This is a genomic window from Bacillus salipaludis (assembly GCF_004358205.1).
Map to the genome: position 1 here is coordinate 1 of NZ_SMYO01000004.1, position 24,325 is coordinate 24,325.

The window sequence follows — 24,325 nt, forward strand, 5'->3', positions numbered from 1 at the left end:
ATAGTCTGGCAATAATGGCGAGAAGGTCACACCCGTTCCCATACCGAACACGGAAGTTAAGCTTCTCAGCGCCGATGGTAGTTGGGGGCTGTCCCCCTGTGAGAGTAGGACGTTGCCAGGCTAAGCCCTTTATGGGGCTATTATTTTTGCTGATTTTTTAAAAAAGGCCCCTTGGTCAAGCGGTTAAGACACCGCCCTTTCACGGCGGTAACACGGGTTCGAATCCCGTAGGGGTCACCAAAGTTTTTATTACGACAGTAAAAAAAATGTCATTATAATGGAGGATTAGCTCAGCTGGGAGAGCATCTGCCTTACAAGCAGAGGGTCGGCGGTTCGATCCCGTCATCCTCCACCATAATATTTTTCTTTAAACCTGCCGGTTTAGCTCAATTGGTAGAGCAACTGACTTGTAATCAGTAGGTTGGGGGTTCAAGTCCTCTAGCCGGCACCATGCTTCTTACTTTCCTGAAAGACATCAGCGGAAGCATGCGAGAAATTCCGAAGGGATTTTAAGCAAAAGAATATTTTTAGAGCCATTAGCTCAGTTGGTAGAGCATCTGACTTTTAATCAGAGGGTCGAAGGTTCGAGTCCTTCATGGCTCACCATTTAGAACAATGCGCCCGTAGCTCAATTGGATAGAGCGTTTGACTACGGATCAAAAGGTTATGGGTTCGACTCCTTTCGGGCGCGCCATACTATCGGGAAGTAGCTCAGCTTGGTAGAGCACTTGGTTTGGGACCAAGGGGTCGCAGGTTCGAATCCTGTCTTCCCGACCAGTCCAATGCTTTAAACTATATACTTTTTATTTTTACGGAGGAATACCCAAGTCCGGCTGAAGGGATCGGTCTTGAAAACCGACAGGCGGGTTAAACCGCGCGGGGGTTCGAATCCCTCTTCCTCCGCCATATGTTTTTATCTTCAGCATTGATTTTTAGCTTTAATTTCTATTATCGCGGGGTGGAGCAGTCTGGTAGCTCGTCGGGCTCATAACCCGAAGGTCGCAGGTTCAAATCCTGCCTCCGCAATTTGGTCTGGTAGTTCAGTTGGTTAGAATGCCTGCCTGTCACGCAGGAGGTCGCGGGTTCGAGTCCCGTCCAGACCGCCATTTGTTGGTTCAGTAGCTCAGTCGGTAGAGCACGCCCGAATAAGCTACAATGAATAAGCATCAGCGCACCCATCGAGCTGCTGCTAGAATAAGCTTTCTGAGATGGGGGCGAAGGACTTACAGCTTTATGGTTGTAGGGGATATAAACTAACATGGCTCAGTAGCTCAGTCGGTAGAGCAAAGGACTGAAAATCCTTGTGTCGGCGGTTCGATTCCGTCCTGAGCCACCATTTAATTTCGTGCTTTTTTTATTTTTATATGGAGGGGTAGCGAAGTGGCTAAACGCGGCGGACTGTAAATCCGCTCCCTCAGGGTTCGGCGGTTCGAATCCGTCCCCCTCCACCATGTTTTTTAATAAGGGCCTATAGCTCAGCTGGTTAGAGCGCACGCCTGATAAGCGTGAGGTCGATGGTTCGAGTCCATTTAGGCCCACCAAAGTTTTTTGCGATAGCAAAAAATTAACCATATTATTAATTGTTCCGCAGTAGCTCAGTGGTAGAGCAATCGGCTGTTAACCGATCGGTCGTAGGTTCGAGTCCTACCTGCGGAGCCATTTTATTTTTTTGAGGGAATAACTAATCCCAGATAATCTTTAACACACCTACATATACCATGCGCCTTTAGCTCAGCTGGATAGAGCATACGCCTTCTAAGCGTACGGTCAGAGGTTCGAATCCTCTAAGGCGCGTAAACATGATGAAAAACGCTTGGACAATTGTCCAAGCGTTTTTTTATAACTTGGAGATTTTTGTATAAATAATAAAAACCCCTCTGAAAAAGAAGAATCAGAGGGGAACGTATTTTTTATATTAAAACATTTGTATTCTGTTGTTCATAAACCTTTTTAATGAAATCTAATAGGGTTAAATAGATCAACCCGTTTCCTTCGACCTTTGGTGAATTTCCTAATGGCACCGTTCTTTTTATTAATTGGGCATACAATTCGGGCTCCGTGAGTACTCTTTCAAATTGCTTTGAAGAAAGATCTTTTAATAAGGCAAGTGCCCCTGAAACATGTGGTGTAGCCATCGATGTGCCACTCAGTGTTGCATACGTTCCATTTAGATAAGTAGAAGTAATTTTTTCACCTGGTGCTACGAGGTCTACTTCATTGTTTGAGTTCGTAAAATAAGAGGATTGCCGGTTCAGGTCAACCGCCCCTACACTAATCACTTCATTATAGCTGCCAGGGAAGGCAAACTCATCGGTTGAGGAATCTCCATCCCCTTCATTACCCGCGGCACAGACGACAAGAATTTGATGGTTCAGCACCGCTTCCTTGATCGCATCATGTAATTCTTTTACATCGGTAGGACCGCCTAATGACATTGAAATGATATCGACTTTTTGTTCGATGGCATAGTGAATGGCGTTAATGATCCAGTCATACTGCCCAGAGCCATCTTTTCCTAAAACCTTTAAGATTAAAAGATTTGCTTCCGGAGCAACGCCTGCTACGCCTGTGTGGTTGATTGTCGCTGCAATCGTACCTGCCACATGAGTGCCGTGGCCATTGTAATCCTCGAAGATAGCCGGATTTCCGCCATCGTCTTGTGTAAAATTTCGTCCGCCAATGATTCGATTTTGCAGGTCCGGATGATCGGTATCACAGCCTGTATCCAGTATAGCTACTGTTATACCTTTGCCAGTTGATTGCGCCCATATTTCGGGGGCTTGAATTAGTTCAACACCTTTGGGAATCTCGTTCACGTTTTCTAACTGCTCAATCATTTTGTAGGGAATCAGATAGATAGCATCTTTCATAAAAATCCCTCCTATTTTTTAATTGAAGTCAGAACTTGGTGATAGAGAAATCATATCATTTTGATAGAGGGATAAATAGGTTAAATAGAATTATTTTCCATACAGGCAGGATGTCCTATTATTTTGTGCGCAGAAAAGGGACTTCATTGGAGGGGATTTTTTTCATAGATGAGAGGGAGAAGAAGTTTATTTGTTGTAATTCAGCAAACGGAGTTCATTTTTCAAAAAAGGGGAATGAGCTCCGTTTGTTATCGTTTGGAGAGTGATTATTTAGGATTATAGAGAAATAAGAGTGTTTTACGTTTGCTAGAATGTTTGGACCAGTAATCATGGAATGCATCCAATACTTCTTTCGCAAATGCATCTCCTTTTTCTTCCTGTCTGATCACGCCATAGTTCAGCTGGCCTTGATGTGTTTTGCCAGTCACTTGTTTATAATTACCTGAGTCCAACTCAATAAAAAATTCCACTTCGATTCCTTCGCTATTTTTGATAGAAGCGAGATGATTTCCGAATTCTTCAATCAGAACCTTGGACACCCACCCCTTTTGCTCACTTTCCTTTAAAAATTCTTGATATAGCCTGATAAAAGAATTTAAATCCATTTATCCACACATCCTTTACTAAGAATTGATCCACACATATAGCAGCAATTGGAATGAAAACGGGAAGGTTCAAGGTGATTTAGATTGTATCTATAGACTATATGCAACAAAATAGAAAGTAAGAATAGAATTTGGTCTGACTCCACTCTATTAAAGTTTAAAGCGGTGAAATGTGAATATGTAAATATCTATATGAATCACAATCAGGTGCCTTTTCTGTTTTTTACAATGTTGATAAAATAAGGTGTTATTGGATGTCATCAATGAAGCAGGAGTGAAGATAAATGAGCGGTAATAAAAAATGGTGGATGCTGGCTGCAATGTTCTGGATGTTGATCATCTTTTTGGTAACACAGCTACCTTATTTTACGGGAGAACGTACGGCGTCGGCGATAAATGAAGTGTCCGGCGCGGGAAAGGGTTTGATAGATGAACTGAATTTTATGATAAGGAAAGCTAGCCATTTTTCTGCGTTTGGAATCCTGGCATTCTTGTTTTATAAGGTAATGAGTAACTATCGATTCGCATATTTCTTTGCCTGGGTTACTGCCTTCCTCTATGCCATGTCAGATGAATGGCATCAATCCTTTATGCCGGATCGAATGGCTTCGTTTAAAGATGTATTGATTGATGGGGGCGGGGCGTTTCTAGCGTTAGTGTTGACTTTTTTGGTTAGCAGGTGGAGAAAGGCGGTTGGATCGTAAAATGAATGACAAGGCCGCCTGCTTTATCAAGGGCTGGCCCTATTTTTAAAAGAATTGTAAGAGCATTAATCGTATGATAAGATAATTTGTGAATTTTCCGATAATAAACATATAGAGTACAAGTGGGGAGGTTGAGGTATGAAATTTAAGTGGTTTAAGAGTTTAGTAGTAACCGCTGCTATCTTGGGATTTGGCATGACTGTATCCGAATCCAGTGTGCATGCGGAGGAAGTTTCGTTTTACACAAGCAATCCTGTCATTATAAAAGTGAAGATGCCAACCTATACATATCAGGACATTGAATTAACGAAAAAGATTGCTTTACAAAAGAAGGATACCTTTTTACATGTAAAACGTTTGGTAAAAACAGAAACAGGGAAACCACGGTTACAGTTAACCAACGGAAAATATGTAACGGCCAATAAATTAAAGGTCGTAAAAACAAAAGGGTATCAAAATCCGAAGCGTTATTATCAAGTGCAATACAAACAAATTCAGCCGACTGGGAAGGTGGGCTATAATCTATCACGCGGCTATGAAGGTGTAAAAACGTGGAAAGTCATGCGCAAACTGGGGATTATCGGTACGCATGGGTATGCGAAATATAACAATAAAACATGGTATGCGGTTCGAAGCTTTCAGGCAAAGCATAAATTACCTGTCACCGGGGATGTAGATCTGAGAACTTGGCAGAAGCTAGGGTTTAGTGAAAGCTCATGGTATAGCATCGATAGCTATATCGCACCGTTAAAGGCGCATGCATGGGATGGCCGTTCTGCTCATATTGAGGCAATGATCAAGCAAGCCTATCAATATATGGGGAATCCTTATATTGTGGGGGCATCTTCGTCTCCAAAGTATGGACTTGACTGCAGTGGATTGGTAACGCAGGCCTTGTATGCTGCCGGGATTAATCCGGTGCCTGTGTCGAGTATTCAGCATGCGCATCCTGGGAACGAATGGAACAGCCGAAAACTGTTTGCTTCGAAGAATTTTAAACACGTGCCCTATAGCCAGCGACAACGCGGCGATTTAATCTTCTACTATCAACCAGGCACCCATACCATTTGGCATGTAGCTATTTATCTAGGAAACAACAAAGTAATCGAATCCTGGCCGCCGCGTGTCATGATACAACCAATCAAGAATTCGCATCGGAACGTGATTGCAGGGGTGGCACGGCCGTTTCTTTAATAGTTCGACAAAATTCGGGTGGTGCCTGGCACCACCCGAATTTTGTCGGAAATGTATTATATATTATGGCTGAGGGCTATCTTGTTTTGCTATTTCTTCGCCAAAGTTGTTTGCGATGAAGGTTTTTTCTTCTGCCTTTGTCATGGTTCCGTATGCTTTGCCGACGGTGCCGCCTTGTTGCTGCCAGAAATAGTTATGGTCTTCGGCTATTTCTTCAAAATTCCCCTCTTTCCATTTCTCTAGTATGGCTAGTAGGTCGCTTTTCAGCTCGAAATTGCTGTTTTTCACTATGTTGTAAACTTGGTTAATAGTATCCGGAATCATCGGGACGGCGCCCCATTTTTCTTTGGCCTTCACTTTTTGGTGGGTCATCTTGTGCATAACCTCAATCACAGCCTCTTGCGAACTACTTTTATCCAATTTAATGTCGTATTGAACTCCGCCAATATAGCCAGTCTGTTCTTTCTTCTCCTTTGCAGTATCCTTTTTCGCAACAGCAGTGGTTTCCACTGTATGTTTTCTTTCAAATTCTGATGCATTGTTCATGACTTTATATACTGCAATTCCCCCGATGAAAAGAAAGGCCAATATCATGGTCGTCGTTAAGCTTAAACCTTTTTTCAATAGAATCCCTCCTAAAAACAGTTGGATAATTCTAACTTAACAAAAAAATAGAAGGTGTACTAGCTATAAGTTTGATAGAAAAATAGTAGAGCTGCGTCTGTCCTAATTTCTGACATACCATCCTTCGACAATCGTTTTAAAGCTTTGAAGGGGAAATTTCTTATTTCATAACGGTTTGCTGTGAATCTAATCAAACGTTTGATTGGATAGCGGATTTAAGGGGAACTAGTCAAAGTATGTAGAAGGATTCTATTTTTCGTCAGGATTGGAGCTTGTAAGGAAATAAAAGCTTTTTTATCGACAAAAAATTTCCCCGGAAACTACAAGAAGTTCGTTTTTCAAAAGGGGTTGTCGGGATTTTTATCAAACGTTTAATTGAATGAATTTCTGTGGAGGGGTGTCGAATGAGTCGTCGGATGTTTCATTCTTCCTCAAGGCGGGTAATGTAAATGAACAAGAGGAGGGATTTCAATGTTTAAACATGACAAGCATTTGGTAGGAGTGTACGATACGGAGAACGAGGCGATTCGGGCGGTTGAAGATCTTAAACGTCAAGGGTATACGGCAGAGGAAATTTCAGTCATCGGTAAGAATAGAGAGGATGTAACGGCAATCAATGATGCGACGGGTACGAAAACGGAAGACGGTCTTGCAGCCGGGGCGGCAACCGGTGGTGCACTTGGCGGCATGGTTGGATTGTTGGCGGGAATGGGTGCTCTAGCGATACCGGGGATTGGACCGCTTATTGCTGCAGGTCCGATTGCGGCAACACTGACCGGGGCTGTTTTCGGTGCAGGAGTGGGCGGTCTAACGGGGGCATTGATTGGAATGGGTATCCCTGAGGAGGAGGCAGGGCGCTATGAAGACTATGTGAAAGACGGTAAATTTCTTGTGGTGGTGGAGCGTCGGGAAAATCGTGCAGGTTTAGGGGCAGACGTCCACCAAGATGTTACAGGAAGGAATATGATTGGAAATGATTCACCCAATGCTCCGCTGACTCGGGTGGACCCAGCAAATCGATACTAGAATTCTTATTTAAAGGAAATTGCTATCTTCGGCAATTTCCTTTTTTTGTCTCATTTCCTTGAAGGAACATTTTGGAAGGGGCATTTTATATTGTGAAATGGGGTTTGTTTTTTATTGTGGGTGAAGTGGTACTGTATCGGTTAGGGCATGTTCGCATGACCATGCCTGGAATTTAGACTGGTCTGTATTGTTTGATTTCACTATGTTCATCAAGCTGAGATTACATTTTAAAAAGCCGATATGGGCAGTCATTCGCTCATTATTCTTTACTTTACTTTATTTGTATGTGTTTGGATATTTTCGGTAGGCGCTGGTGCCGGCATCGGAAACCTCAGTTGACCAATGGACACTTCCTGCCGGAAAGCGGCCATTGGTGTGTTTGTGAAAGATAGACTAGGGGTTAGTTAATTCCCATAAGTTATTCCTTCAAAAATCTTTTGTCCTCTCCTTAGTGTAGTCCACTTGAAGAAAGAACTGTCCCCAAGTCTCTATGCTTTCTCTATATCTTTTTGGTCCACATTGAGTTCAATTAAGTTACCATCGGGATCCGCGCAGAATATTTGTGCAAATCCACTTTTGCTGTTTGGCTTTTCTAGAATTTCCACGCCATTTTTCTTCAACCAGTTTAGCGTATTCTGGTAGTTTTCCACTCTCAAAGCAAAGTGGCCTTCTCGGCTGCTCACGTATTTATCTTGGCGAATCGTTTGGGATTTGGGGAGAACAATGAGATGGAGTTGCTGCAGCCCGATTCCATACCATGCCCCTGGAAAGTCAAAGTCCGGGCGTTGGATCTCCTCTAAACATAAAATCCTGCTATAAAAATCCTTAGCCCTCTCTAAATCCGAAACCGTTAAACTCACATGGTGAAGCTCCCTATATTGAATCAAGCCATTCATCTCCTTACTAGATTTAAAGGGGAAACCCACTTGTTCTATCTTAATAGATTATATCATTTTACCAGAAATATGGTTTCGACAAAATTCGGGTGGTGACAGGCACCGCCCGAATTTTGTCGAATGGGTTGGGTAGTACTATTCCCATTCTTTCCACAATAAATTGAGATTAGCAGATGTCTGTTTTTATTAGGTTGTAAAGGGGGTAGGGTGCTGGTGGTATGTAGGGGAGGCAGGTGTCTGTCAGGTTGTGTTGTGGTTTTTAAATTGGTTGAGGAGTTAAGATGCGGATGTTGGATGTATTGTTGACGGAGAAGACGGTACAGGTTAGGTCAAGGGTTGGGGATTGGGTTGAAGCAATTCGTATAGCTTCGAACCCTTTGGTGGCAGACGGATCCGTCACTGGAGGGTACGTGCAGTCGATGATTGACAATGTCAAGTCGCTTGGCCCCTATATTGTCATCGTCCCGCAGATTGCGATTCCGCATGCCCGCCCTGAACAAGGGGTCAAAAAATTATCGATGAGTATGCTTTGTTTGGAAAATCCAGTGAGCTTTTCGGAAAAGGAAGAGCATCAAGTTCGGCTCGTCATTGTGCTGGCTGCCATCGACCATGAGCAGCATTTGCAAGCTTTGTCTGAATTGGTCACACTCCTTGCAGACGAGGATAAGGTTGTTCAAATCATGTCGGCCTCAACTTCAGAAGAGGTGTTATCTGTTGTACATGGAGCATAAAGGAATGGAGGGATGAACATGAGAATTTTAGCCGTATGCGGCATGGGTTTTGGCAGCAGCATGGTGTTAAGGATGACGATTGAAGCGGTGCTCAGGGAAGCGGGGATTTCTGCAAGTGTTTCTACGTCGGATATCAGTTCGGCCAAAGCCGAGCCGGCGGATGTCATTGTGACCTCAGCCGAATTTTCGGAGCTCTTATCTGGGATGAACATCCCGATTGTGACGGTAAAAAATTACGTGGACAAAAATGAAATGAAACAAAAGCTGATCCCAATTTTATCAAAATAAGGGGGACTAACAAATGGCTGTGTTACATTTTATTGTGGATGAGATTTTGAGCAATGCCGCGATTCTTGTTGGTTTTATGGCTCTTATCGGTTTAATTGCCTTGAAAAAGTCTTTAAGTGATACGATAACCGGAACACTGAAAACGATTATCGGGTTTTTGATCCTTGGCGGAGGCGCCGGAATCATTATCGGGGCGCTGAATCCTCTCGGTGCCATGGTTCAAGCAGGGTTCAATCTGCACGGGGTGGTACCGACGAACGAAGCGATTGTGGCGATTGCGCAAAAAAGTTTCGGGGCGCAGACCGCGATTATTATGGCCCTCGGTTTTGTCGTCAACCTGCTGCTAGCTCGCTTTACACCTGCTAAGTTTATTTTCTTAACTGGTCATCATTTATTTTTTATGGCAACCGTTTTAGCAGTTGTGCTTGGCAGTGCAGGGATTACCGGAGTAAACCAGGCTATCCTCGGAGCGATTTTCCTTGGTACGGTCAGCACGATTATGCCAGCGCTGGTTCATCCTTTTATGAAAAAAGTAACCGGAAATGCGCCATTTGCGCTTGGTCATTTTAATACATTAGGTTATATCATTTCGGCATTGGTTGGGAAAGGCACCGGAAAAAATAGCCGGACGACAGAAGAGATCAAGGTTCCGAAAAATCTAGGCTTTTTACGCGATTCGCTGGTTATGACAACGTTAACGATGATTGTGATGTACTTGATTCTTGCGCTTGTTGCGGGTCCGGATGCACTGAAGGATTTTACGGGTGGTAAAAATTATATTGTGTACGTAGTGGTGCAAGCGCTTACTTTTGGCGCCGGAATTGCTGTTGTCCTCATGGGCGTACGGATGATTCTAGCAGAGCTTGTTCCTGCGTTCCAAGGGATTGCCAATAAAATTGTACCAAATGCGCTTCCTGCGCTTGATTGTCCGACGACGTTTACGTTTGCTCCGACTGCTGTAATAGTTGGATTTATTTCGAGTTTGATTGGCGGGATTATCGGGATGTTTTTGATGGGGCCGCTTGGTCTGGCGTTGATTATTCCGGGGATGGTGCCGCATTTCTTTGACGGGGGGACTGCCGGGGTTTTCGGAAATGCAACTGGCGGCCGTCGTGGTGCGGTGATTGGCGCGTTGATTAATGGCTTTTTAATCACGTTGATTCCAGCTTTGCTTTTATCTTTCTTAGGGTCGCTCGGGTTGTCGAATACGACGTTCGGTGATGCCGATTTCGGCTGGGTCGGAATTCTTGCCGGAGCTATGGCGAAGGTGGGTGTCGGCGGGTTTTATGCTTTAACGGTAGTTGTCTGCGGCGTCTTGATTGCTTTTGCAAGTTTTGTTTCGGTTAAAACGAATAAAGGTGATGCAGAGGCTTAATGGTTGGAGGCTGAGCGGGTGCGATGGGGATTGAATCGTGCCCGTGATGGTGAGAAAAAAGTTTGTGCGGGCACTATGAAAGTGTAATAGTGCCCGTAACTATTTAAAAAGAGGTCCAGTTGGCACTAATGAGTTTGATAGCGCTACAACACTCTTAAGGCAGAGAAATAGGTTGCTTTTTCAAAAAAAATAAGAAACTTTTAGTAGAAAGGATGTAAGCATTGAATTCACCGATTCAGCAGCTTGCCATCAATACGATTCGAACGCTTGCCATTGATAGTGTGGAGCGCGCACAATCCGGTCATCCGGGGATGCCGATGGGCGCTGCCCCGATGGCTTTTACCCTGTGGACAAAATTTTTAAAGCAAAACCCTGAACATCCAAAATGGTTCAATCGCGACCGCTTCATTTTATCATCGGGGCATGGATCGATGCTGTTATACAGTCTTTTGCATTTATCAGGATTTGATTTGACCCTTGAGGATTTGAAAAATTTCCGCCAGTTTGGCAGCCGCACACCCGGTCATCCTGAATACAACCATACCGCGGGAGTAGAAGCCACAACAGGCCCGCTTGGGCAAGGGGTGGCGATGGCCGTCGGGATGGCAATGGCAGAGCGGCACTTGTCGGCCATATACAACCGAGCCGGCTATCCGATTGTTGATCATTTTAGCTACTGTATTTGCGGCGATGGTGACTTGATGGAAGGGGTTTCGGCTGAAGCCGCATCCTTGGCCGGCCACCTAAAGCTTGGACGCCTCATCGTGATGTATGATTCCAATGGGACGTCTCTGGATGGCGAGACAGACCTTTCGTTTACGGAAAATGTTGGCGAGCGATTTGAAGCCTATGGATGGCAGGTTCTCCATGTTGAAAACGGGAATAACGTGGGGGCAATCGAAAGTGCTCTGGAAGCGGCTAGACTGGAAACCGAGCGTCCGACGCTCATTCAAGTGAGGACGATTATTGGATACGGGGCTCCCAATAAGGCGGGAAAAAGTGTTGCTCATGGTGCGCCGCTAGGCAGGGATGAAGCTTCTGCCGCTAAAGCTTTTTACCATTTGGTTTCTACTGAGGAATTTCACGTCCCTGACAAAGTCTATGAATTTTTTCAGACCATAAAGGAGCAGGGGAAGCAAAGAGAAAGGGAATGGATTCAACTTTTTCAAAACTATAAAGAGGTGTATCCGACGCTTGCGGATCAATTTGAACGAATTAGCAATGGAGATTTACCAGAAGAATGGGACTCGGCACTTCCTTTTTATGATGCAGGAGGAAAAATGGCGACGCGGGTTGCCTCCAATCAGGTTCTTGAAGCTCTCGGGCAGCGCTTACCGGAGTTTTTTGGAGGCTCGGCAGACTTGGCGTCTTCTACAAAGGGCAGGATTAATGGCGGCGGCGATTTCCGAGCGGGACACTATGAAGGCCGTAATGTTCACTTTGGTGTCCGCGAATTTGCGATGGCCGCAACGGCAAACGGGATGGCGCTTCACTTTGGTGTACGGCCTTTTGTAAGCACGTACTTTGTTTTTTCCGATTACCTGCGTCCTGCCCTCAGGCTATCCGCCTTAATGGGCGTCCCGGTCACGTATATTTTTACCCATGATAGCCTTGCCGTTGGAGAGGACGGTCCGACACATCAGCCGGTGGAGCAGCTATTATCCCTTCGTGCGATCCCTAGAGTATCGGTAATTCGGCCTGCGGATGCGAACGAAACCGCGTTTGCATGGAAGGCAGCAGTGGTGGAACGAGAGCGGCCGACGGTTCTTGTGCTGTCACGCCAGGATTTACCGATTCTCGAAGGCACAGCCCGTTTTGGGAAAAATGGTGTGGAAAAAGGGGCTTATGTTTTGTCGGAGGCAAAGGGTGAGGCGAAAGCATTGTTGATGGGCTCCGGGTCAGAGGTGCAGCTTCTGTTAGATGCGCAAAAGGTTTTGGCTGAAAAAGGGATTGGCGTATCTGTGATCAGTTTCCCATCGTGGGAGCTTTTTGAAAAACAGTCACAGGACTATAAAAACCAAGTGCTTCCCGACTCGATTGATGTACGGTTGGCAGTGGAGATGGGGTCTTCGCTTGGCTGGCATAAATATGTTGGCAGGAATGGGAAAGTGATTGGGGTCGATGATTTTGGGGCATCGGGTAAGGGGGCGCAGTTGGTAGAAATGCGCGGGTTTACCGTTGAACATATTGTTTCGCAGGTATTGGAACTGTTGGGGGACTGACCAAAGATTGGTTAACCCCAAGAAACCACCACGATAATGCAAAAAAAGGAGAAGTGTTCGCCGCACTTCTCCTTTTTGACATCCTATTTATCTTCTCTCAACAAATAATCATATCCATCTTGGTCCTTAAAGGAGAACATCGTTCCAAACGGCATGCGCATCATTTCGTCTACCTGAACTCCGTTTTGTTTCATTTTTTCATAAGCGGATTCGATATCGGTTGTGCTGAATAGAATCGATGGGTGGGCGACCTTCGATGGATTATGCTGCTCCATTGCTTCCTTCGCATAAAGTACCAAAGTAGTAAATTCGTCTTCACTTGGGCCGACCTCAATCCAAGAAAAATCCGGTCCCATCGGCTGCTCCATTTTTAACACAAAACCAACCTTATTTATCCAAAAATCCTTTGCCTCTTCTTGATCTTTTACATACACCGTTATTTTACCAATTTTATTAATCATGAACGAAAATCTCCTTTATATATATTTGCGTGAATTTAGTTTATCAACGCAAAAGGGCAAAAGCAATTTTGACGTCGGATTTTTGGAGGTAATTTCTCTTAATAAATAGCCCCCATTTACAAGCATTTCTTTAATTCTCCTTAGAGGATGTAAGTTGAATGAATCCATATAAATAGAAAGGGAAAGATGGATTGGCCTATCGATAAACTGTTATAATAAAGCAGTGATTTTATTGTTCGACAAAACCCGGGTGGTGACAGGCACCGCCCGAATTTTGTCGAATACTTTACTAGTTGTGATTTGAAAGGTTGATTGGATGTTTTTGCATTTTGATCCGACGTTGTTGGTTATTTTGGTTGTGTTTGGGTTTTTGGCGGCTTTTATTGATTCGGTTGTTGGCGGGGGTGGGTTGATTGCGTTGCCTGCGTTATTGTTTACGGGTTTATCGCCGGCGGCAGCGGTTGCGACGAATAAATTGGCAGGGACGATTGGCTCGTTGACGAGTACAATTATGTTTTATCGTTCCGGCAAGCTTGATATAAAATCCGTATATAAGCTATTTCCGCTCACGTTTATTGGCTCGATGATCGGCGCTTGGACGGTTCATTTGATGAATCCGGAATTGCTGAAGCCGCTGATGCTGGTCATGCTTGCGGCAGTTGCGATTTATACCATTTTCAAAAAGGATTGGGGCAGTATTTCCAGCGTTAGAAAATTATCCTTCCAGCACATGGCCCTTTTTATCTTTGCCATTTTTGCGATTGGTTTTTATGATGGATTTCTTGGACCGGGGACTGGTTCCTTTTTAATGTTTGCCTTTTTAATGATCGGTTTTGATTTTTTGAAGGCGGCTGGAAATGCGAAGTTTTTAAACTTTGGCAGTAATATTGCAGCCCTGATTATGTTCATGTTTTTGGGGCAAGTCAATTATGCTTATGGTATTCCGATGGGAATTGCTCAAATTGCGGGTTCGATTGTTGGCTCAAGATTCGCGATTAAAAGGGGAAGCGGCTACGTCCGCGCTCTGTTCATTACCGTCACTTTTTTATTGCTGGCGAAAAATGCGTATGATTACTTTCTTTAAATGTTTTTGCGAAAAAGAGGACCTCATCAAAAGGTCCTCTTTCTTAACTTATCTACTATTCAAATAATGGTCATACATTTCCAGACATTCCAGTAGCTCTGTTTTATAGACCATTAATGCCTTTTTTACGGTTTCAGTATGGCTTTTCTGAAGCTCTCGGTTACATTCCTCTAAATCTATTGTTTTCATAACCGTAAGTTCATGATAAATACTGGTCAAATCTCTGCTCATTTCTCCGTTCCCCACTTCTATTTTTGTATTCTGCTCTCTGCTATCAGCATCGCCAAAATACTCACTTTTTAAACAGAAGCAGACCATCTATCCACTTATTTAATGATAAATACCGGGCACGGAGATTTTTGGACGACGTAATGGCTGACGCTTCCGAGGAATAGCTCTTTTAATCCACTCAATCCACGGCTTCCCATTACAACAAGATCGGCGTTTTCTTCTACGATGAAATTGACAATCGACATGGCCGGGCTTCCTTCAATGATGAAGGTTCTTACCTTGTTTGGCAGTTCTGCAAGCTTTTCTTTTACCTCATTGAGCATTTCTTTGGCTTCAGCCAGCTGAGCCTGCCGTACTGGATCACTGTCAAAATTAACATAGTTATAAATAGTTGTTTGTGTATTAATAACGGTAACCACATTCACTTCAATTTTTTCATCCTGTTTGGCCATTGTTATCGCTGTTTCCAACGCCCTTTTACTTAATTCAGATTGATCATACGGAACCACAATTCTTGAGCAAATCGTTAACATCTTCATCATCCTCCTAGAAAAATCAATTTCCTCTTCCTTGCCTTCATTGTATCAGCATCTACCAATCTATAACCCACTAAGATTTGACAATATTAAGGCAATGTAAAAGTGGTTATGGTGCCTGTCACCACCCCAAAATTGTCGAAAACAGTTTGGATATTCATGATTAAAAAGAGGAAGTGGAAAATAATAGGTTTTTGAGGTTTATAGCGCCCGAAAAAGCAAGGTCGGATAGAATTCGGTAGGCATTAAAGGGGAGGGCAAAATAGCTGGCAAGAAAGAAAAAGTGTCCTTCGATGCTCAGTGAAGGACACAATTACTTAGGGGAATCCGATAAATTTCCTTCCAAAAACCAAGACTTAGCATAATTTCTGCCATACTCTTGAGCTGTTAACCACTGAGTTATTTTCAATAATGGCATAGGCTGCATTCGTAATCGCCTGTGCCAACGTTACCCCAGTCCCGCGCACTTCATTGAAGCAAGCCTCGGAATTGTCATTTGTTGTAAATGTATACCCAAACTGCTCTAATCTTTCCACAATACGCATCGCATGATCAAGGTTATCCTCAGGCTGAAAATCGGAATCATGAATAAAAGTACGGTTCTCATAATCATACCAACGATCCCAGCGATTTAACTTCCACCCCAAAATTCTCCGTGCAATTGAATCCGTTTTGTTCATACCCATTACCCTCTTTTCATTTTTTTGATTGGTCTATTATATAACAGTTTTAATTGATTGATAATATTATATAACACAATCACGAAAAACGACCACCATTTTTGGTGATATTTTCAATATTTCATTCGACAAAGTTAGGGTGGTGCCTGTCACCACCCGAATTTTGTCGAAAATAAAAAGCATTCAAGGTGTTGGCCCTGAATGCTTTTATGTGTTGTGGATAACTTGGACTCGTCCAATTTTTCCGTCTGTCAGCCTTACTTTGATTCCGTGGGGATGGGTGGCTGATTTGGTGAGTATGTCTTTTACAATGCCTCTGGTTAGTTTTCCTGTTCGTTGGTCTGCTTTTAAAACGATATCAACCGTCAATCCCGGTAATACGTCTTTTCGATTTTGTCCATTCATTCCACACTAAACGCCCATTTTTCTGCGAGTATTGCTAGGTTTCTTTGTTTGCTGGCTTTTCATTTTTTTCGTGGAAAGATCGCCAGTGGCCTTACCATTCCCAGCAGAGTTCTGGTTCTTTTTGTTTTCAAGCTGCTGTCTCATTGCTTCCTGCAGGCTGATCTTCTTTTTTGGTGCTTCGGTTTGATTGTTTTCTGTCATCGTTAAATCCTCCTTTTTCAAATAGGGTAGTTAGTCCAGTATAATCTATTTTCGGCCGTTTAGGAAATTGATAGAGGGATGAAGTTTGAAAATTATTGGGACAATCCCGAAAAAATTAAAAACCTTCATAAACAGGGATCAACACTCATAGATTATTTTAATGACCAATAAAAGAGGGGGCCGAAGGAATGAAATACAGAAAGTCGATAGTAGGCGGTCTTGTGGCGATTGTGGTCTTGATTCTAGTGTTTTCTTCCCTCACGACAGTGTCATCAGGTAATCGAGGAGTTCTTTTGCAATTCGGTGCGGTTAAGCCGACGATTTTGTCGGAAGGGCTACATTTTAGGATTCCATTTATGCAAACCGTTCAACAGATTGAAGTTCGCGTGCAAAAAGAAGAAAGCTCGCAGTCAGCTGCTTCTAAAGATCTTCAGATCGTCACGACCAAGGTGGCGGTCAATTATTCAGTCGATCCCGAAGCAGTCAATAAACTTTACCAAGAAATCGGCTTGGATTATCGTTCCCGGATTGTAGATCCTGCCATTGCTGAGTCGCTTAAAGCTATTACGGCACAGTACACGGCAGAAGAGCTTATTTCCAAACGGCCCGAGGTTTCAGCCGAAGTGAAAGATATGCTTGGCAAAAAATTAACGAAGTACTATATGAAACTAGAGGACATCAATATTAAAGAATTCGCTTTTAGCGAGGAATTCAATAAAGCAATTGAAGCTAAACAGACGGCGGAACAAAACGCACTAAAGGCCAAACGAGATTTAGAACGCGTCAAAATCGAAGCCCAGCAGCAAGTCACCCAAGCTCAAGCAGAAGCACAAGCCTTAAAACTGAAAAAACTCGAAGTGACCCCAGAACTCATCCAACTCAAACAAATCGAAGTCCAAGAAAAAGCCCTTGAAAAATGGGACGGCAAACTGCCAAGCGTCACAGGCGGCGCCACCCCTTTCATCGATGTAAGTGGGATTACGAAGAAATAATGTTTCGACAAAATTCGGGTGGTGCCTGTCACCACCCGAATTTTGTCGAAAAGAGCAGTCTTATCTAAAGCAGGTTAAGCGTCTATTCCTCTCTCTTATTGGACACATACACTATGTTGGAATTGATCTAAAGAGGAGAGAGTAATATGGAAAATAAGCCCTATCAAGGTTCGAATGTTATGCCAAATTTACCGATGGCGCCGGCGAATGTGATGCCTTCAAACATTGCGCCAAACGTAATGCCGAATATGGTGCCTTCAAATATGCCTTATGTAGCTCCGCAAGTGCAGCCGCAGCCATGTGTGGTGCCGTATTATCAAAATTGCTGTTATCCGATGCAAAATCCGTGTTGTTATCCGATGTATAACCCTTGCTGCTATCCTGCTTACAATCCTTGTTGTTACCCAAGTTACTATCCTTGTTGTTAAAAGATCTTTATAGCAAATAATTATAAAACCCCATTTCCGTGGATTACCGGGAACGGGGCTTTTCTATGTTTGCCTCAGTAATATTTCGGTTATTTCTTTTATCAGTAATTAATTGTGAATTTTGGAAAAATTCATTAAGTAACTGAATAGAAAGTGCCATTCTTGTTGATATTGAGAGTAGAGATGCAAATTAAAAAAGGGAGAGTTGTCTTATGCAAAAATTTGATCAGGAATTTTGGGAAGAAAAATATGCTCACTTTGGTGCGGTTGCAGCCATTACGGAAATTCTTTATTTTGCGGTACATGAGGAATAGAGGAATCCAAAATTCGACAAGTGCCTGTCACCGCCCGAATTTTGTCGAAAAAAAGCCCGTTTCAGCAATTAAGCTGGAACGGGCTTTTTGTGTGGAAATCTTATCGCACATGCATATCGTTGGGATGTGAACCCCTGCGGCGATCTCGATTAAGCTGATGAATTTGCTGCATTTCATCTGCATTTAGCTCGAAATCAAATACATTAAAGTTCTCCTCGATTCTCGCTGGAGTAACAGATTTCGGAATGACAATCGTGTTGTTTTGTAAATGCCAGCGCAATACGACTTGTGCAGGTGATTTACTATGTGCTTCGGCAATTTTTAGAATTACTTCATCCTTCAGCACTTCTCCACCCTGTTCAAGCGGGCTCCACGCTTCCACAAAAATATCATGTTTTGCACAGAAATCTTTTAATTCTTTTTGAGAAAGGTATGGATGGCACTCTACTTGGTTTAAAACAGGTTTTACTTCACATTCGTTTAAGAGGCGCTCGAGGTGTTCGATTTCAAAATTACAAACACCGATCGCTTTCACACGGTCATCATGATAGAGCTTTTCTAAAGCTTTGTATGTATCAACGTATTGATCGAATTTAGGGGTCGGCCAGTGAATTAAGTATAAATCCACATACTCAAGACCTAATCTTGCCAGGCTTTCGTCAAAGGCTTTTAGTGCATTATCATAGCCTTGGTCGCTATTCCACACTTTTGTTGTAATAAAGAGGTTTTCACGGGGAACTGTGGATTCCTGAATTGCTTTACCCACACCTTCCTCATTTTTGTAAATCATCGCTGTATCGATAGATGTATATCCGACTTCAAGTGCTTTCGCTACGGCAGTGGTCGCTTGATTATTTTCGACCTGCCAAACACCAAAACCAAGCTGCGGCATTTTAACACCATTATTTAAAGTAACAAAATTCATTTGAACTTTCTCCTTTACCATTTATTTGTTTCTCAACAACAAAAGTAGTCTTCCCACTGCGATTGGAAAAACACCCCAAATCACATGTTTATTATACTGCAGCGGAAGTGGGAAAGTATAGAATTTAGGATTGCGAAATATAATTAGGTTCGACAAAATCCTGGTGGTGCCTGTCACCACCAGGATTTTGTCGGAATTTATTGATGGATGGAACCCCTAGTCTCGGTGGAATACTTAGGATAATATTCTTCCTTTTGGATATACTTCTGCGAAAAGGGGGGTCGAATTATGTCGAAGGAAAAGAGAATAATTATTTCCTCTTTGATCGTATCTTTTTTGTTGCTTTTGTTTTTAACGCCTAAAAGAAAGATCCGTCAGGCTGCCCTCATCCTTTTATTTCAGCAAACTTATGCCTGGATTACGGGTTTATTTGTGGTTGAAAAGGGATGGATTGCTTATCCGAAACGGATATTTTTCAAGAAATCCTATAAAGGAAGCTTTACTTTTGAACATTTTGTCTTCCCCATTGTTTCTGTTCTTTTTAACCTTTATTACCCTGTTCAAAAGAATTCAGTCTTTAAAGTACTTTATTATCTATTTTACTGTTCCGTTATATGTACGTTAGAAGTTATTGGCGTTAAATATACTCGAGTTGTTACCTATAAAAAATGGCATTGGTATTTTAGTTTTATCAGTATGTGGTTTTCGTTTTATGTTTCTAGAGTTTTCTATAGGTGGTTTTTTAAATATGGACTTGTCAAAGATGAAAAATAGTTCTACAAAAATTTGTTGGTCACCACCTAATTTTTTATCGAATCTAAAAAGCACCTCATTCCCAATAAAATTCAGGTTTGAGGTGCTTTTTGCGTTATGCAGTGTGGTTCACTGCTTTATTTCCTTTTGCAGTTGTTCTACGGATGAACGGTATCACCCAGCGGTCTAAACCGTATCGGCCTGCGTTGTAGCCGGCTGCAATGATGATTGCTCCCATGATAATATCAGTTGGGCTGTGAGAAACGGTTCCTGCCATTATGAATGAGAGGTTCATAACTACTCCAAAGAACGCAGCAGCAGCGGTTAAGCATCCAAGAATTAATCCTAAGCCGACAAGGAATTCACCTAAAGGAATAATGGTATTGAAAAGATCCACATTTGGTAATGCAAAATGTTGTAAGAAACTTACATACCCCGCATAGACGGCGCTGCCATCCGGACCTTTGACCGGGTTGGCGATTGCGCCTTTTAGGAATCCAGCTGCGTCAAACCCGCCTGTTAGCTTGTGAAATCCAGCTGTTAACCAAGAATATCCAAGATATAACCGAACGACGGTAAGAAGGGCTGCAGCGACTTTGTTCTCTCTTAAAAATTTGTTAAACATATAAAAGACCCCTTTAGAAAAAGTATTATTAATAACTTGATTACACTTATATTATAATCCGTTTATCTTGAAATGAGAGTTATTTGTTCACTGTTTCACAAATTTGTAATAAAGGTTTGAACAAATTATTACAAGGGTGTTTGATTCGACAAAAAACGGGTGGTGCCTGTAACCACTCGTTTTTTGTCGAATACCTCAGCACCTTCTTCTGATATTCTCTTAAACTTATTGGCTATAATAGTACTATGAAAATCTTAATTACTGAGGGATTGCTATGTTAGAACAATTAGAACAGTTGCGAAAGGAAAACTATTATTTAAAGCAATTGTTGGTTAAGATGATGCACAATCATAGTGGGATTCATCCTGGTATAATTGTGACGAAGAAGTCTTCCTTAGAAGATAAAATAGCTATTTTTAAAGGTCTATTTAGAGGTAGGACAGATTTTTATGCACAGCGTTGGGAATCTAAAAAAGGCGGTAAGGGCTATGCTCCCGCGTGCGCACTAGAATGGCAGAAACCGATTTGTCAAAAACCAGACCTGCCATGTAATCAATGTCAGCATCGAAAACTCCTGCCGCTAACAGACCAGGTCTTTATTGATCACATGAATGGCAAGCAAACCATTGGAATTTATCCCTTATTACAAGACAACACCAGTACGTTTCTAGCGGTTGATTTTGATAAAAAGCAATGGCAGCAGGATGTTATAGCATTCTCAGAAACCTGTAAGAACCTAAAAATTCCATACCATATTGAAAGGTCGAGGTCGGGAAACGGTGCCCATGTATGGATTTTCTTTTCTACAGAGGTTTATGCCGTTACCGCTAGAAAATTAGGCAGGTTTCTTTTGAAAAAAACAAAAGAGCAAAATACTGGATTTACCCTTGAATCATTTGATCGGTTATTCCCCAGCCAAGATTCTTTGGAAGAAGGCGGATTCGGTAATCTTATTGCTTTGCCGCTTCAGAAAGGGCCGGGGCAGAACGGAAACAGTCTATTTATTGATGAACATTTCATACCCTATCCGGATCAATGGCTGTATTTATCCACCGTACGTAAGATAACGGAGGAGGAAATTCGGACTGCTATTCGTGAAGAGATGGATGAAACAGTGACACCACCGGAGGAAATTCAAATTGAACTCAAAAAGGGAATTCATTTAAAGCAGAGCGGAATTCCTTCCTCATTGTTAACGCAAATTAGCGCTATCGCTTCCTTTACTAACCCAGAGTATTACAAAGCACAGGCAAAAAGATTTTCAACTCAGGGGATTCCAAGAACGATTCAGTGCGCTTACCATGAACAAGACGATTTAGTGCTGCCGAGGGGCTGTTTTGAAGAATTACTCCATTTATTAAAAAAACAATCAATTAAGGTGAATATTTTTGAAGAAACCTATGAGGGTGAAAATATTACTGTAGACTTTCATGGAAAATTAACTTCACAGCAAGCCGAAGTTGTGGACACTTTGGTTAAAGATAATTGCGGTACTCTTTCGGCCACAACCGGTTTTGGTAAAACCGTTGTAGCCACAGCCGTCATTGCGAATAGAAAAGCGAGCACACTCATTATTGTCCATCGCACGCAATTAATGAAGCAATGGGTGGAAAGACTCGCAACCTTTTTAAATGTTTCTCCAAAAGAAATTGGCCAAATTGGCGGCGGGAAAAATCATGTTACGGGAAAAGTTGATATTGCAACAATTCAAAGTTTGAATTACGGAGGACAGTTGAAATCGTTCATTACCCAATATGGGCAAATTATTGTGGATGAATGCCATATTATTTCAGCGGTCACATTTGAAAATGTTTTAAAACAAATCCGGCCCAAATACGTATTAGGATTAACCGCTACGCCCAAACGAAAGGATGGAATGCATCCGATTATTACGATGCAGTGCGGCCCCATCCGTTGTAAAATCGATGCGAAATCTCAGGCAAAAGTTCGGCCGTTCGGTCATCGATTGATTCCAAGGAAGACTCAGTTTACTACGAAAAAAACAGAATTTCACGAAATCTATGAGGAGTTGGCTTCAGATGACGCGAGGAATCTTTTAATTTTTGATGATGTGCTGAAGGCTTTAGAGGAAAGACGTTGCCCCATTATTTTAACAGAGCGGCTTGAACACTTGGAATCTTTGAAAAAACAATTTAATCGGTTTGCAAAGAATATTATTGTGCTAGCCGGAAATATGAAGAAAAAGGATCAAAAAAGGGAGCTTGAGCGATTAGCGAAAATCCCGGACAACGAGGAAAGACTGATTATCGCGACTGGAAAATATATTGGAGAAGGCTTTGACGATTCCAGGCTCGATACCCTATTTTTAACGATGCCCATTTCCTGGAAAGGCACCCTACAGCAATACGTCGGCCGCCTTCACCGCGAGCACGAGGGCAAGCAGGAAGTTCGAGTCTATGATTACGTAGACGAAAAAGTCCCAATATTAAAATCCATGTACGAAAAAAGGATGATTGGATACAACTCTATGGGGTATGTGTTAGGAGATGAAAAGAATGTATCGGAGCAGATGAAATTGTTTTAATTCATTCGACAAAAAGCACCTCATTCCTGGGAAAGTTCAGGTTTGAGGTGCTTTTGCGTTATGCAGTGTGGTTCACTGCTTTATTTCCTTTCACAGTTGTTCTACGAATAAACGGTACCACCCAACGGTCCAGCCCGAAGCGGCCTGCGTTGTAACCCGCAGCGATAATCATGACACCTAGTAAAATATCTAATGGGTTGCTAGAAACGGTTCCGGCCATTACATAAGCGAAATTCATGACAAGTGCAAAGAATACAGCGGCAGTTGTTAAGCAACCAAGAATCAAGCCTAAACCAACAAGGAACTCACCTAATGGAATCATCGTATTGAAAAGATCTGCATTTGGAAGGGCAAAGTGTTTTAAGAACCCAACGTAAGTGGCATAGACAATGCTTCCATCTGGACCTTTGACCGGGTTTGCGATTGCGCCTTTCAAAAATCCTGTAGCATCAAATCCACCTGTGAGTTTGTGAAGACCGGCCATCATCCATTCATACCCAAGATATAAGCGAATGACTGTAAGAAGAGCAGCAGCGACTTTGTTCTCTCTTAAAAATTTGCTAAACATATAAAAGACCCCTTTTAGAAAAAGTATTATTAATAACTTGATTACACTTATATTATAATCCGTTTATCTTGAAATGAGAGTTCTTTGTTTACTGTTTCACAAATCTGTAATAAAGGTTTGAACAAATTATTACAAGGGTGTGGGAATCGACAAAAATCGGGTGGTGCCTGTCACCACCCGACTTTTGTCGAATACCAACTACTTTTTCACAGGGCTTAAGATTACACTTTTTTGATATCAAAATGCTGGTTTATAGCTTGGCATGTATTGCGGAGGGCTGCAGCGAGCTTCTGCTCGTTACCATAAAAACGGGTTGATGGGAGCGGAATCGAGACAGCGCTTAAATTCCCAATTGAATCCAAAATAGCTGCGCCGACTGCACAAATTCCCGGAATGTGCTCTTCCCTAACAAAAGAAACTCCCTCTTTACGAACCACTTCCAATTCCTTTAACAATTCATCCCTGCTTGTAATCGTATGATCTGTGTATGGTTGCAGCTGCATTGGCAACACTTTTTCAACGTCAGCAATAGACATTGATGCCAGAATGGCCTTTCCGTTTGCGGTGCAATGTAATGGAAAAGATGCCCCGGGTTGTGAAGTTGCTTGTAATGGATGCGGAGCAATAATCTGATCCACAAAAAGCACCTTTCCGTTATCTAATACGGAGAGATCGACTGTTTCATTGACTTGATGGGAAAGTTGTATTAAAAATGGCCTAATTTCTTCTCTTATATCACTATGGACTGCATTCGCAAGCATCGCAATCTCGGGTCCAAGACGGAAACCGCCGTTAGCAGAGGCTGCTGCAACATAACTTTCCTCCTCCAGGGCAGTCACAATTCTTTGAACCGTTGACCTAGCCAGCCCCACCTCTTTGGCAATTTGCGATAGACTTAATCCTTTTGGATGTTCCCGAAGCGCCCTCAAGATTTTTGCCGCACGAGAAATGACTTGAACACTAGATGTTTTGGTTTGTTCCTGTTTATCGATGTTCAAAAGTATGAACTCCTTCCTGTATCCATCGTTCTATTATAACGAAA

25 protein-coding genes, 14 tRNA genes and 1 rRNA gene are annotated in these 24,325 nt (G+C 42.6%); 26 read left to right on the forward strand and 14 right to left on the reverse strand.

The window, feature by feature from the left end; all coding sequences use genetic code 11:
• Positions 1-4: 4 nt before the first annotated feature.
• From rrf to E2K98_RS08260, 15 genes are all read left to right on the forward strand, one after another.
• Positions 5-121: ribosomal RNA gene (gene rrf / locus E2K98_RS08190) — 5S ribosomal RNA — on the forward strand.
• A gap of 44 nt (positions 122-165) precedes the next feature.
• Positions 166-240 (forward strand) — tRNA-Glu (locus E2K98_RS08195).
• 39 nt (positions 241-279) lie between these two features.
• Positions 280-355: transfer RNA gene (locus E2K98_RS08200), tRNA-Val, on the forward strand.
• Between the two features lie 20 nt (positions 356-375).
• Positions 376-451, forward strand: a tRNA-Thr gene (locus E2K98_RS08205).
• A gap of 79 nt (positions 452-530) precedes the next feature.
• Positions 531-606 (forward strand) — tRNA-Lys (locus E2K98_RS08210).
• A gap of 11 nt (positions 607-617) precedes the next feature.
• Positions 618-694 (forward strand) — tRNA-Arg (locus E2K98_RS08215).
• Positions 695-700: 6 nt separating this feature from the next.
• Positions 701-777 (forward strand) — tRNA-Pro (locus E2K98_RS08220).
• A 36-nt stretch (positions 778-813) separates the two neighbouring features.
• Positions 814-906, forward strand: a tRNA-Ser gene (locus E2K98_RS08225).
• A gap of 46 nt (positions 907-952) precedes the next feature.
• A tRNA-Met gene (locus E2K98_RS08230) sits at positions 953-1,026 on the forward strand.
• Positions 1,027-1,029: 3 nt separating this feature from the next.
• Positions 1,030-1,106: transfer RNA gene (locus E2K98_RS08235), tRNA-Asp, on the forward strand.
• 154 nt (positions 1,107-1,260) lie between these two features.
• Positions 1,261-1,336, forward strand: a tRNA-Phe gene (locus E2K98_RS08240).
• Positions 1,337-1,366: 30 nt separating this feature from the next.
• Positions 1,367-1,451, forward strand: a tRNA-Tyr gene (locus E2K98_RS08245).
• Positions 1,452-1,464: 13 nt separating this feature from the next.
• Positions 1,465-1,541, forward strand: a tRNA-Ile gene (locus E2K98_RS08250).
• A 43-nt stretch (positions 1,542-1,584) separates the two neighbouring features.
• Positions 1,585-1,659: transfer RNA gene (locus E2K98_RS08255), tRNA-Asn, on the forward strand.
• A gap of 61 nt (positions 1,660-1,720) precedes the next feature.
• Positions 1,721-1,794 (forward strand) — tRNA-Arg (locus tag E2K98_RS08260).
• A 116-nt stretch (positions 1,795-1,910) separates the two neighbouring features.
• Here the strand turns inward: E2K98_RS08260 and E2K98_RS08265 are convergent.
• Together E2K98_RS08265 and E2K98_RS08270 are read right to left on the reverse strand one after the other, a co-directional pair.
• Positions 1,911-2,870 carry a S8 family peptidase gene (locus E2K98_RS08265; RefSeq protein ID WP_133333786.1) on the reverse strand — a complete coding sequence of 320 codons (960 nt, stop codon included), beginning with the start codon at positions 2,868-2,870 and terminating at the stop codon, positions 1,911-1,913.
• Positions 2,871-3,136: 266 nt separating this feature from the next.
• Complete coding sequence (locus tag E2K98_RS08270) at positions 3,137-3,475, reverse strand: hypothetical protein (RefSeq protein WP_133333787.1); 339 nt, start codon at positions 3,473-3,475, stop codon at positions 3,137-3,139.
• A gap of 284 nt (positions 3,476-3,759) precedes the next feature.
• On the opposite strand from E2K98_RS08270, the gene E2K98_RS08275 reads away from it, so the two are divergent.
• Together E2K98_RS08275 and E2K98_RS08280 are read left to right on the forward strand one after the other, a co-directional pair.
• Positions 3,760-4,179, forward strand: a complete 420-nt coding sequence (locus E2K98_RS08275) for a VanZ family protein (RefSeq protein WP_133333788.1) — start codon at positions 3,760-3,762, stop codon at positions 4,177-4,179.
• A 138-nt stretch (positions 4,180-4,317) separates the two neighbouring features.
• Positions 4,318-5,373 (forward strand): DUF5776 domain-containing protein, encoded by a 1,056-nt coding sequence (locus E2K98_RS08280; protein ID WP_133333789.1) that lies wholly within the window; start codon positions 4,318-4,320, stop codon positions 5,371-5,373.
• Between the two features lie 63 nt (positions 5,374-5,436).
• Here the strand turns inward: E2K98_RS08280 and E2K98_RS08285 are convergent, their stop codons facing one another.
• Positions 5,437-5,997, reverse strand: coding sequence for a DUF6241 domain-containing protein (locus tag E2K98_RS08285; protein ID WP_133333790.1), 561 nt, complete (start codon positions 5,995-5,997; stop codon positions 5,437-5,439).
• A 471-nt stretch (positions 5,998-6,468) separates the two neighbouring features.
• On the opposite strand from E2K98_RS08285, the gene E2K98_RS08290 reads away from it, so the two are divergent.
• Entirely contained in the window at positions 6,469-7,023 is a 555-nt protein-coding gene (locus E2K98_RS08290) for a general stress protein (protein WP_133333791.1), read from the forward strand.
• 488 nt (positions 7,024-7,511) lie between these two features.
• On the opposite strand, the gene E2K98_RS08295 is transcribed toward E2K98_RS08290, so the two are convergent.
• Positions 7,512-7,910 (reverse strand): VOC family protein, encoded by a 399-nt coding sequence (locus E2K98_RS08295; protein ID WP_133333792.1) that lies wholly within the window; start codon positions 7,908-7,910, stop codon positions 7,512-7,514.
• A 296-nt stretch (positions 7,911-8,206) separates the two neighbouring features.
• Between E2K98_RS08295 and E2K98_RS08300 the strand changes: the two genes are divergently transcribed.
• The 4 genes from E2K98_RS08300 (at position 8,207) to tkt (ending at position 12,535) form a co-directional block, all read left to right on the forward strand.
• Complete coding sequence (locus tag E2K98_RS08300; RefSeq protein ID WP_133334196.1) at positions 8,207-8,650, forward strand: PTS sugar transporter subunit IIA; 444 nt, start codon at positions 8,207-8,209, stop codon at positions 8,648-8,650.
• Positions 8,651-8,668: 18 nt separating this feature from the next.
• On the forward strand, positions 8,669-8,938 hold the full coding sequence (locus E2K98_RS08305) for a PTS sugar transporter subunit IIB (protein ID WP_133333793.1): 270 nt from the start codon (positions 8,669-8,671) through the stop codon (positions 8,936-8,938).
• A 19-nt stretch (positions 8,939-8,957) separates the two neighbouring features.
• Positions 8,958-10,313, forward strand: a complete 1,356-nt coding sequence (locus tag E2K98_RS08310) for a PTS ascorbate transporter subunit IIC (protein WP_208025352.1) — start codon at positions 8,958-8,960, stop codon at positions 10,311-10,313.
• A gap of 221 nt (positions 10,314-10,534) precedes the next feature.
• A complete protein-coding gene (tkt, locus tag E2K98_RS08315; protein ID WP_133333795.1) occupies positions 10,535-12,535 on the forward strand; it encodes a transketolase in 2,001 nt (666 codons plus the stop codon).
• Between the two features lie 83 nt (positions 12,536-12,618).
• Here the strand turns inward: tkt and E2K98_RS08320 are convergent, their stop codons facing one another.
• Complete coding sequence (locus tag E2K98_RS08320; protein WP_133333796.1) at positions 12,619-12,996, reverse strand: VOC family protein; 378 nt, start codon at positions 12,994-12,996, stop codon at positions 12,619-12,621.
• 316 nt (positions 12,997-13,312) lie between these two features.
• On the opposite strand from E2K98_RS08320, the gene E2K98_RS08325 reads away from it, so the two are divergent.
• Entirely contained in the window at positions 13,313-14,080 is a 768-nt protein-coding gene (locus E2K98_RS08325; protein WP_133333797.1) for a TSUP family transporter, read from the forward strand.
• Positions 14,081-14,128: 48 nt separating this feature from the next.
• Here the strand turns inward: E2K98_RS08325 and E2K98_RS08330 are convergent, their stop codons facing one another.
• The 5 genes from E2K98_RS08330 to E2K98_RS08350 form a co-directional block, all read right to left on the reverse strand.
• The gene (locus E2K98_RS08330; protein WP_026575729.1) at positions 14,129-14,311 is read right to left on the reverse strand and encodes a hypothetical protein; all 183 of its coding nucleotides are present in this window, start codon (positions 14,309-14,311) and stop codon (positions 14,129-14,131) included.
• A 95-nt stretch (positions 14,312-14,406) separates the two neighbouring features.
• Positions 14,407-14,844, reverse strand: a complete 438-nt coding sequence (locus tag E2K98_RS08335; protein ID WP_133333798.1) for a universal stress protein — start codon at positions 14,842-14,844, stop codon at positions 14,407-14,409.
• Between the two features lie 359 nt (positions 14,845-15,203).
• Positions 15,204-15,527 carry a BC1872 family protein gene (locus tag E2K98_RS08340; RefSeq protein ID WP_133333799.1) on the reverse strand — a complete coding sequence of 108 codons (324 nt, stop codon included), beginning with the start codon at positions 15,525-15,527 and terminating at the stop codon, positions 15,204-15,206.
• Between the two features lie 207 nt (positions 15,528-15,734).
• Positions 15,735-15,932: a YwbE family protein gene (locus E2K98_RS08345; protein WP_133333800.1), complete on the reverse strand. Its 198-nt coding sequence runs from the start codon at positions 15,930-15,932 to the stop codon at positions 15,735-15,737.
• A 6-nt stretch (positions 15,933-15,938) separates the two neighbouring features.
• Positions 15,939-16,133 carry a hypothetical protein gene (locus E2K98_RS08350; protein WP_133333801.1) on the reverse strand — a complete coding sequence of 65 codons (195 nt, stop codon included), beginning with the start codon at positions 16,131-16,133 and terminating at the stop codon, positions 15,939-15,941.
• Positions 16,134-16,321: 188 nt separating this feature from the next.
• On the opposite strand from E2K98_RS08350, the gene E2K98_RS08355 reads away from it, so the two are divergent.
• Positions 16,322-17,125: a prohibitin family protein gene (locus E2K98_RS08355; RefSeq protein ID WP_133333802.1), complete on the forward strand. Its 804-nt coding sequence runs from the start codon at positions 16,322-16,324 to the stop codon at positions 17,123-17,125.
• 842 nt (positions 17,126-17,967) lie between these two features.
• Here the strand turns inward: E2K98_RS08355 and E2K98_RS08360 are convergent.
• Positions 17,968-18,792 (reverse strand): aldo/keto reductase, encoded by an 825-nt coding sequence (locus tag E2K98_RS08360; RefSeq protein WP_133333803.1) that lies wholly within the window; start codon positions 18,790-18,792, stop codon positions 17,968-17,970.
• Positions 18,793-19,080: 288 nt separating this feature from the next.
• Here E2K98_RS08360 and E2K98_RS08365 point away from each other — a divergent pair, with 288 nt between their 5' ends.
• Complete coding sequence (locus E2K98_RS08365) at positions 19,081-19,566, forward strand: CBO0543 family protein (RefSeq protein ID WP_133333804.1); 486 nt, start codon at positions 19,081-19,083, stop codon at positions 19,564-19,566.
• Between the two features lie 94 nt (positions 19,567-19,660).
• Here the strand turns inward: E2K98_RS08365 and E2K98_RS08370 are convergent, their stop codons facing one another.
• The gene (locus tag E2K98_RS08370; RefSeq protein WP_133333805.1) at positions 19,661-20,170 is read right to left on the reverse strand and encodes a DoxX family protein; all 510 of its coding nucleotides are present in this window, start codon (positions 20,168-20,170) and stop codon (positions 19,661-19,663) included.
• 274 nt (positions 20,171-20,444) lie between these two features.
• Here E2K98_RS08370 and E2K98_RS08375 point away from each other — a divergent pair, with 274 nt between their 5' ends.
• Positions 20,445-22,715: a TOTE conflict system archaeo-eukaryotic primase domain-containing protein gene (locus tag E2K98_RS08375; RefSeq protein ID WP_133333806.1), complete on the forward strand. Its 2,271-nt coding sequence runs from the start codon at positions 20,445-20,447 to the stop codon at positions 22,713-22,715.
• Positions 22,716-22,773: 58 nt separating this feature from the next.
• Here E2K98_RS08375 and E2K98_RS08380 read toward each other — a convergent pair whose 3' ends face one another.
• Positions 22,774-23,283, reverse strand: a complete 510-nt coding sequence (locus E2K98_RS08380; RefSeq protein ID WP_133333807.1) for a DoxX family protein — start codon at positions 23,281-23,283, stop codon at positions 22,774-22,776.
• Between the two features lie 221 nt (positions 23,284-23,504).
• Complete coding sequence (locus E2K98_RS08385; RefSeq protein WP_208025340.1) at positions 23,505-24,281, reverse strand: IclR family transcriptional regulator; 777 nt, start codon at positions 24,279-24,281, stop codon at positions 23,505-23,507.
• Positions 24,282-24,325: the final 44 nt, after the last annotated feature.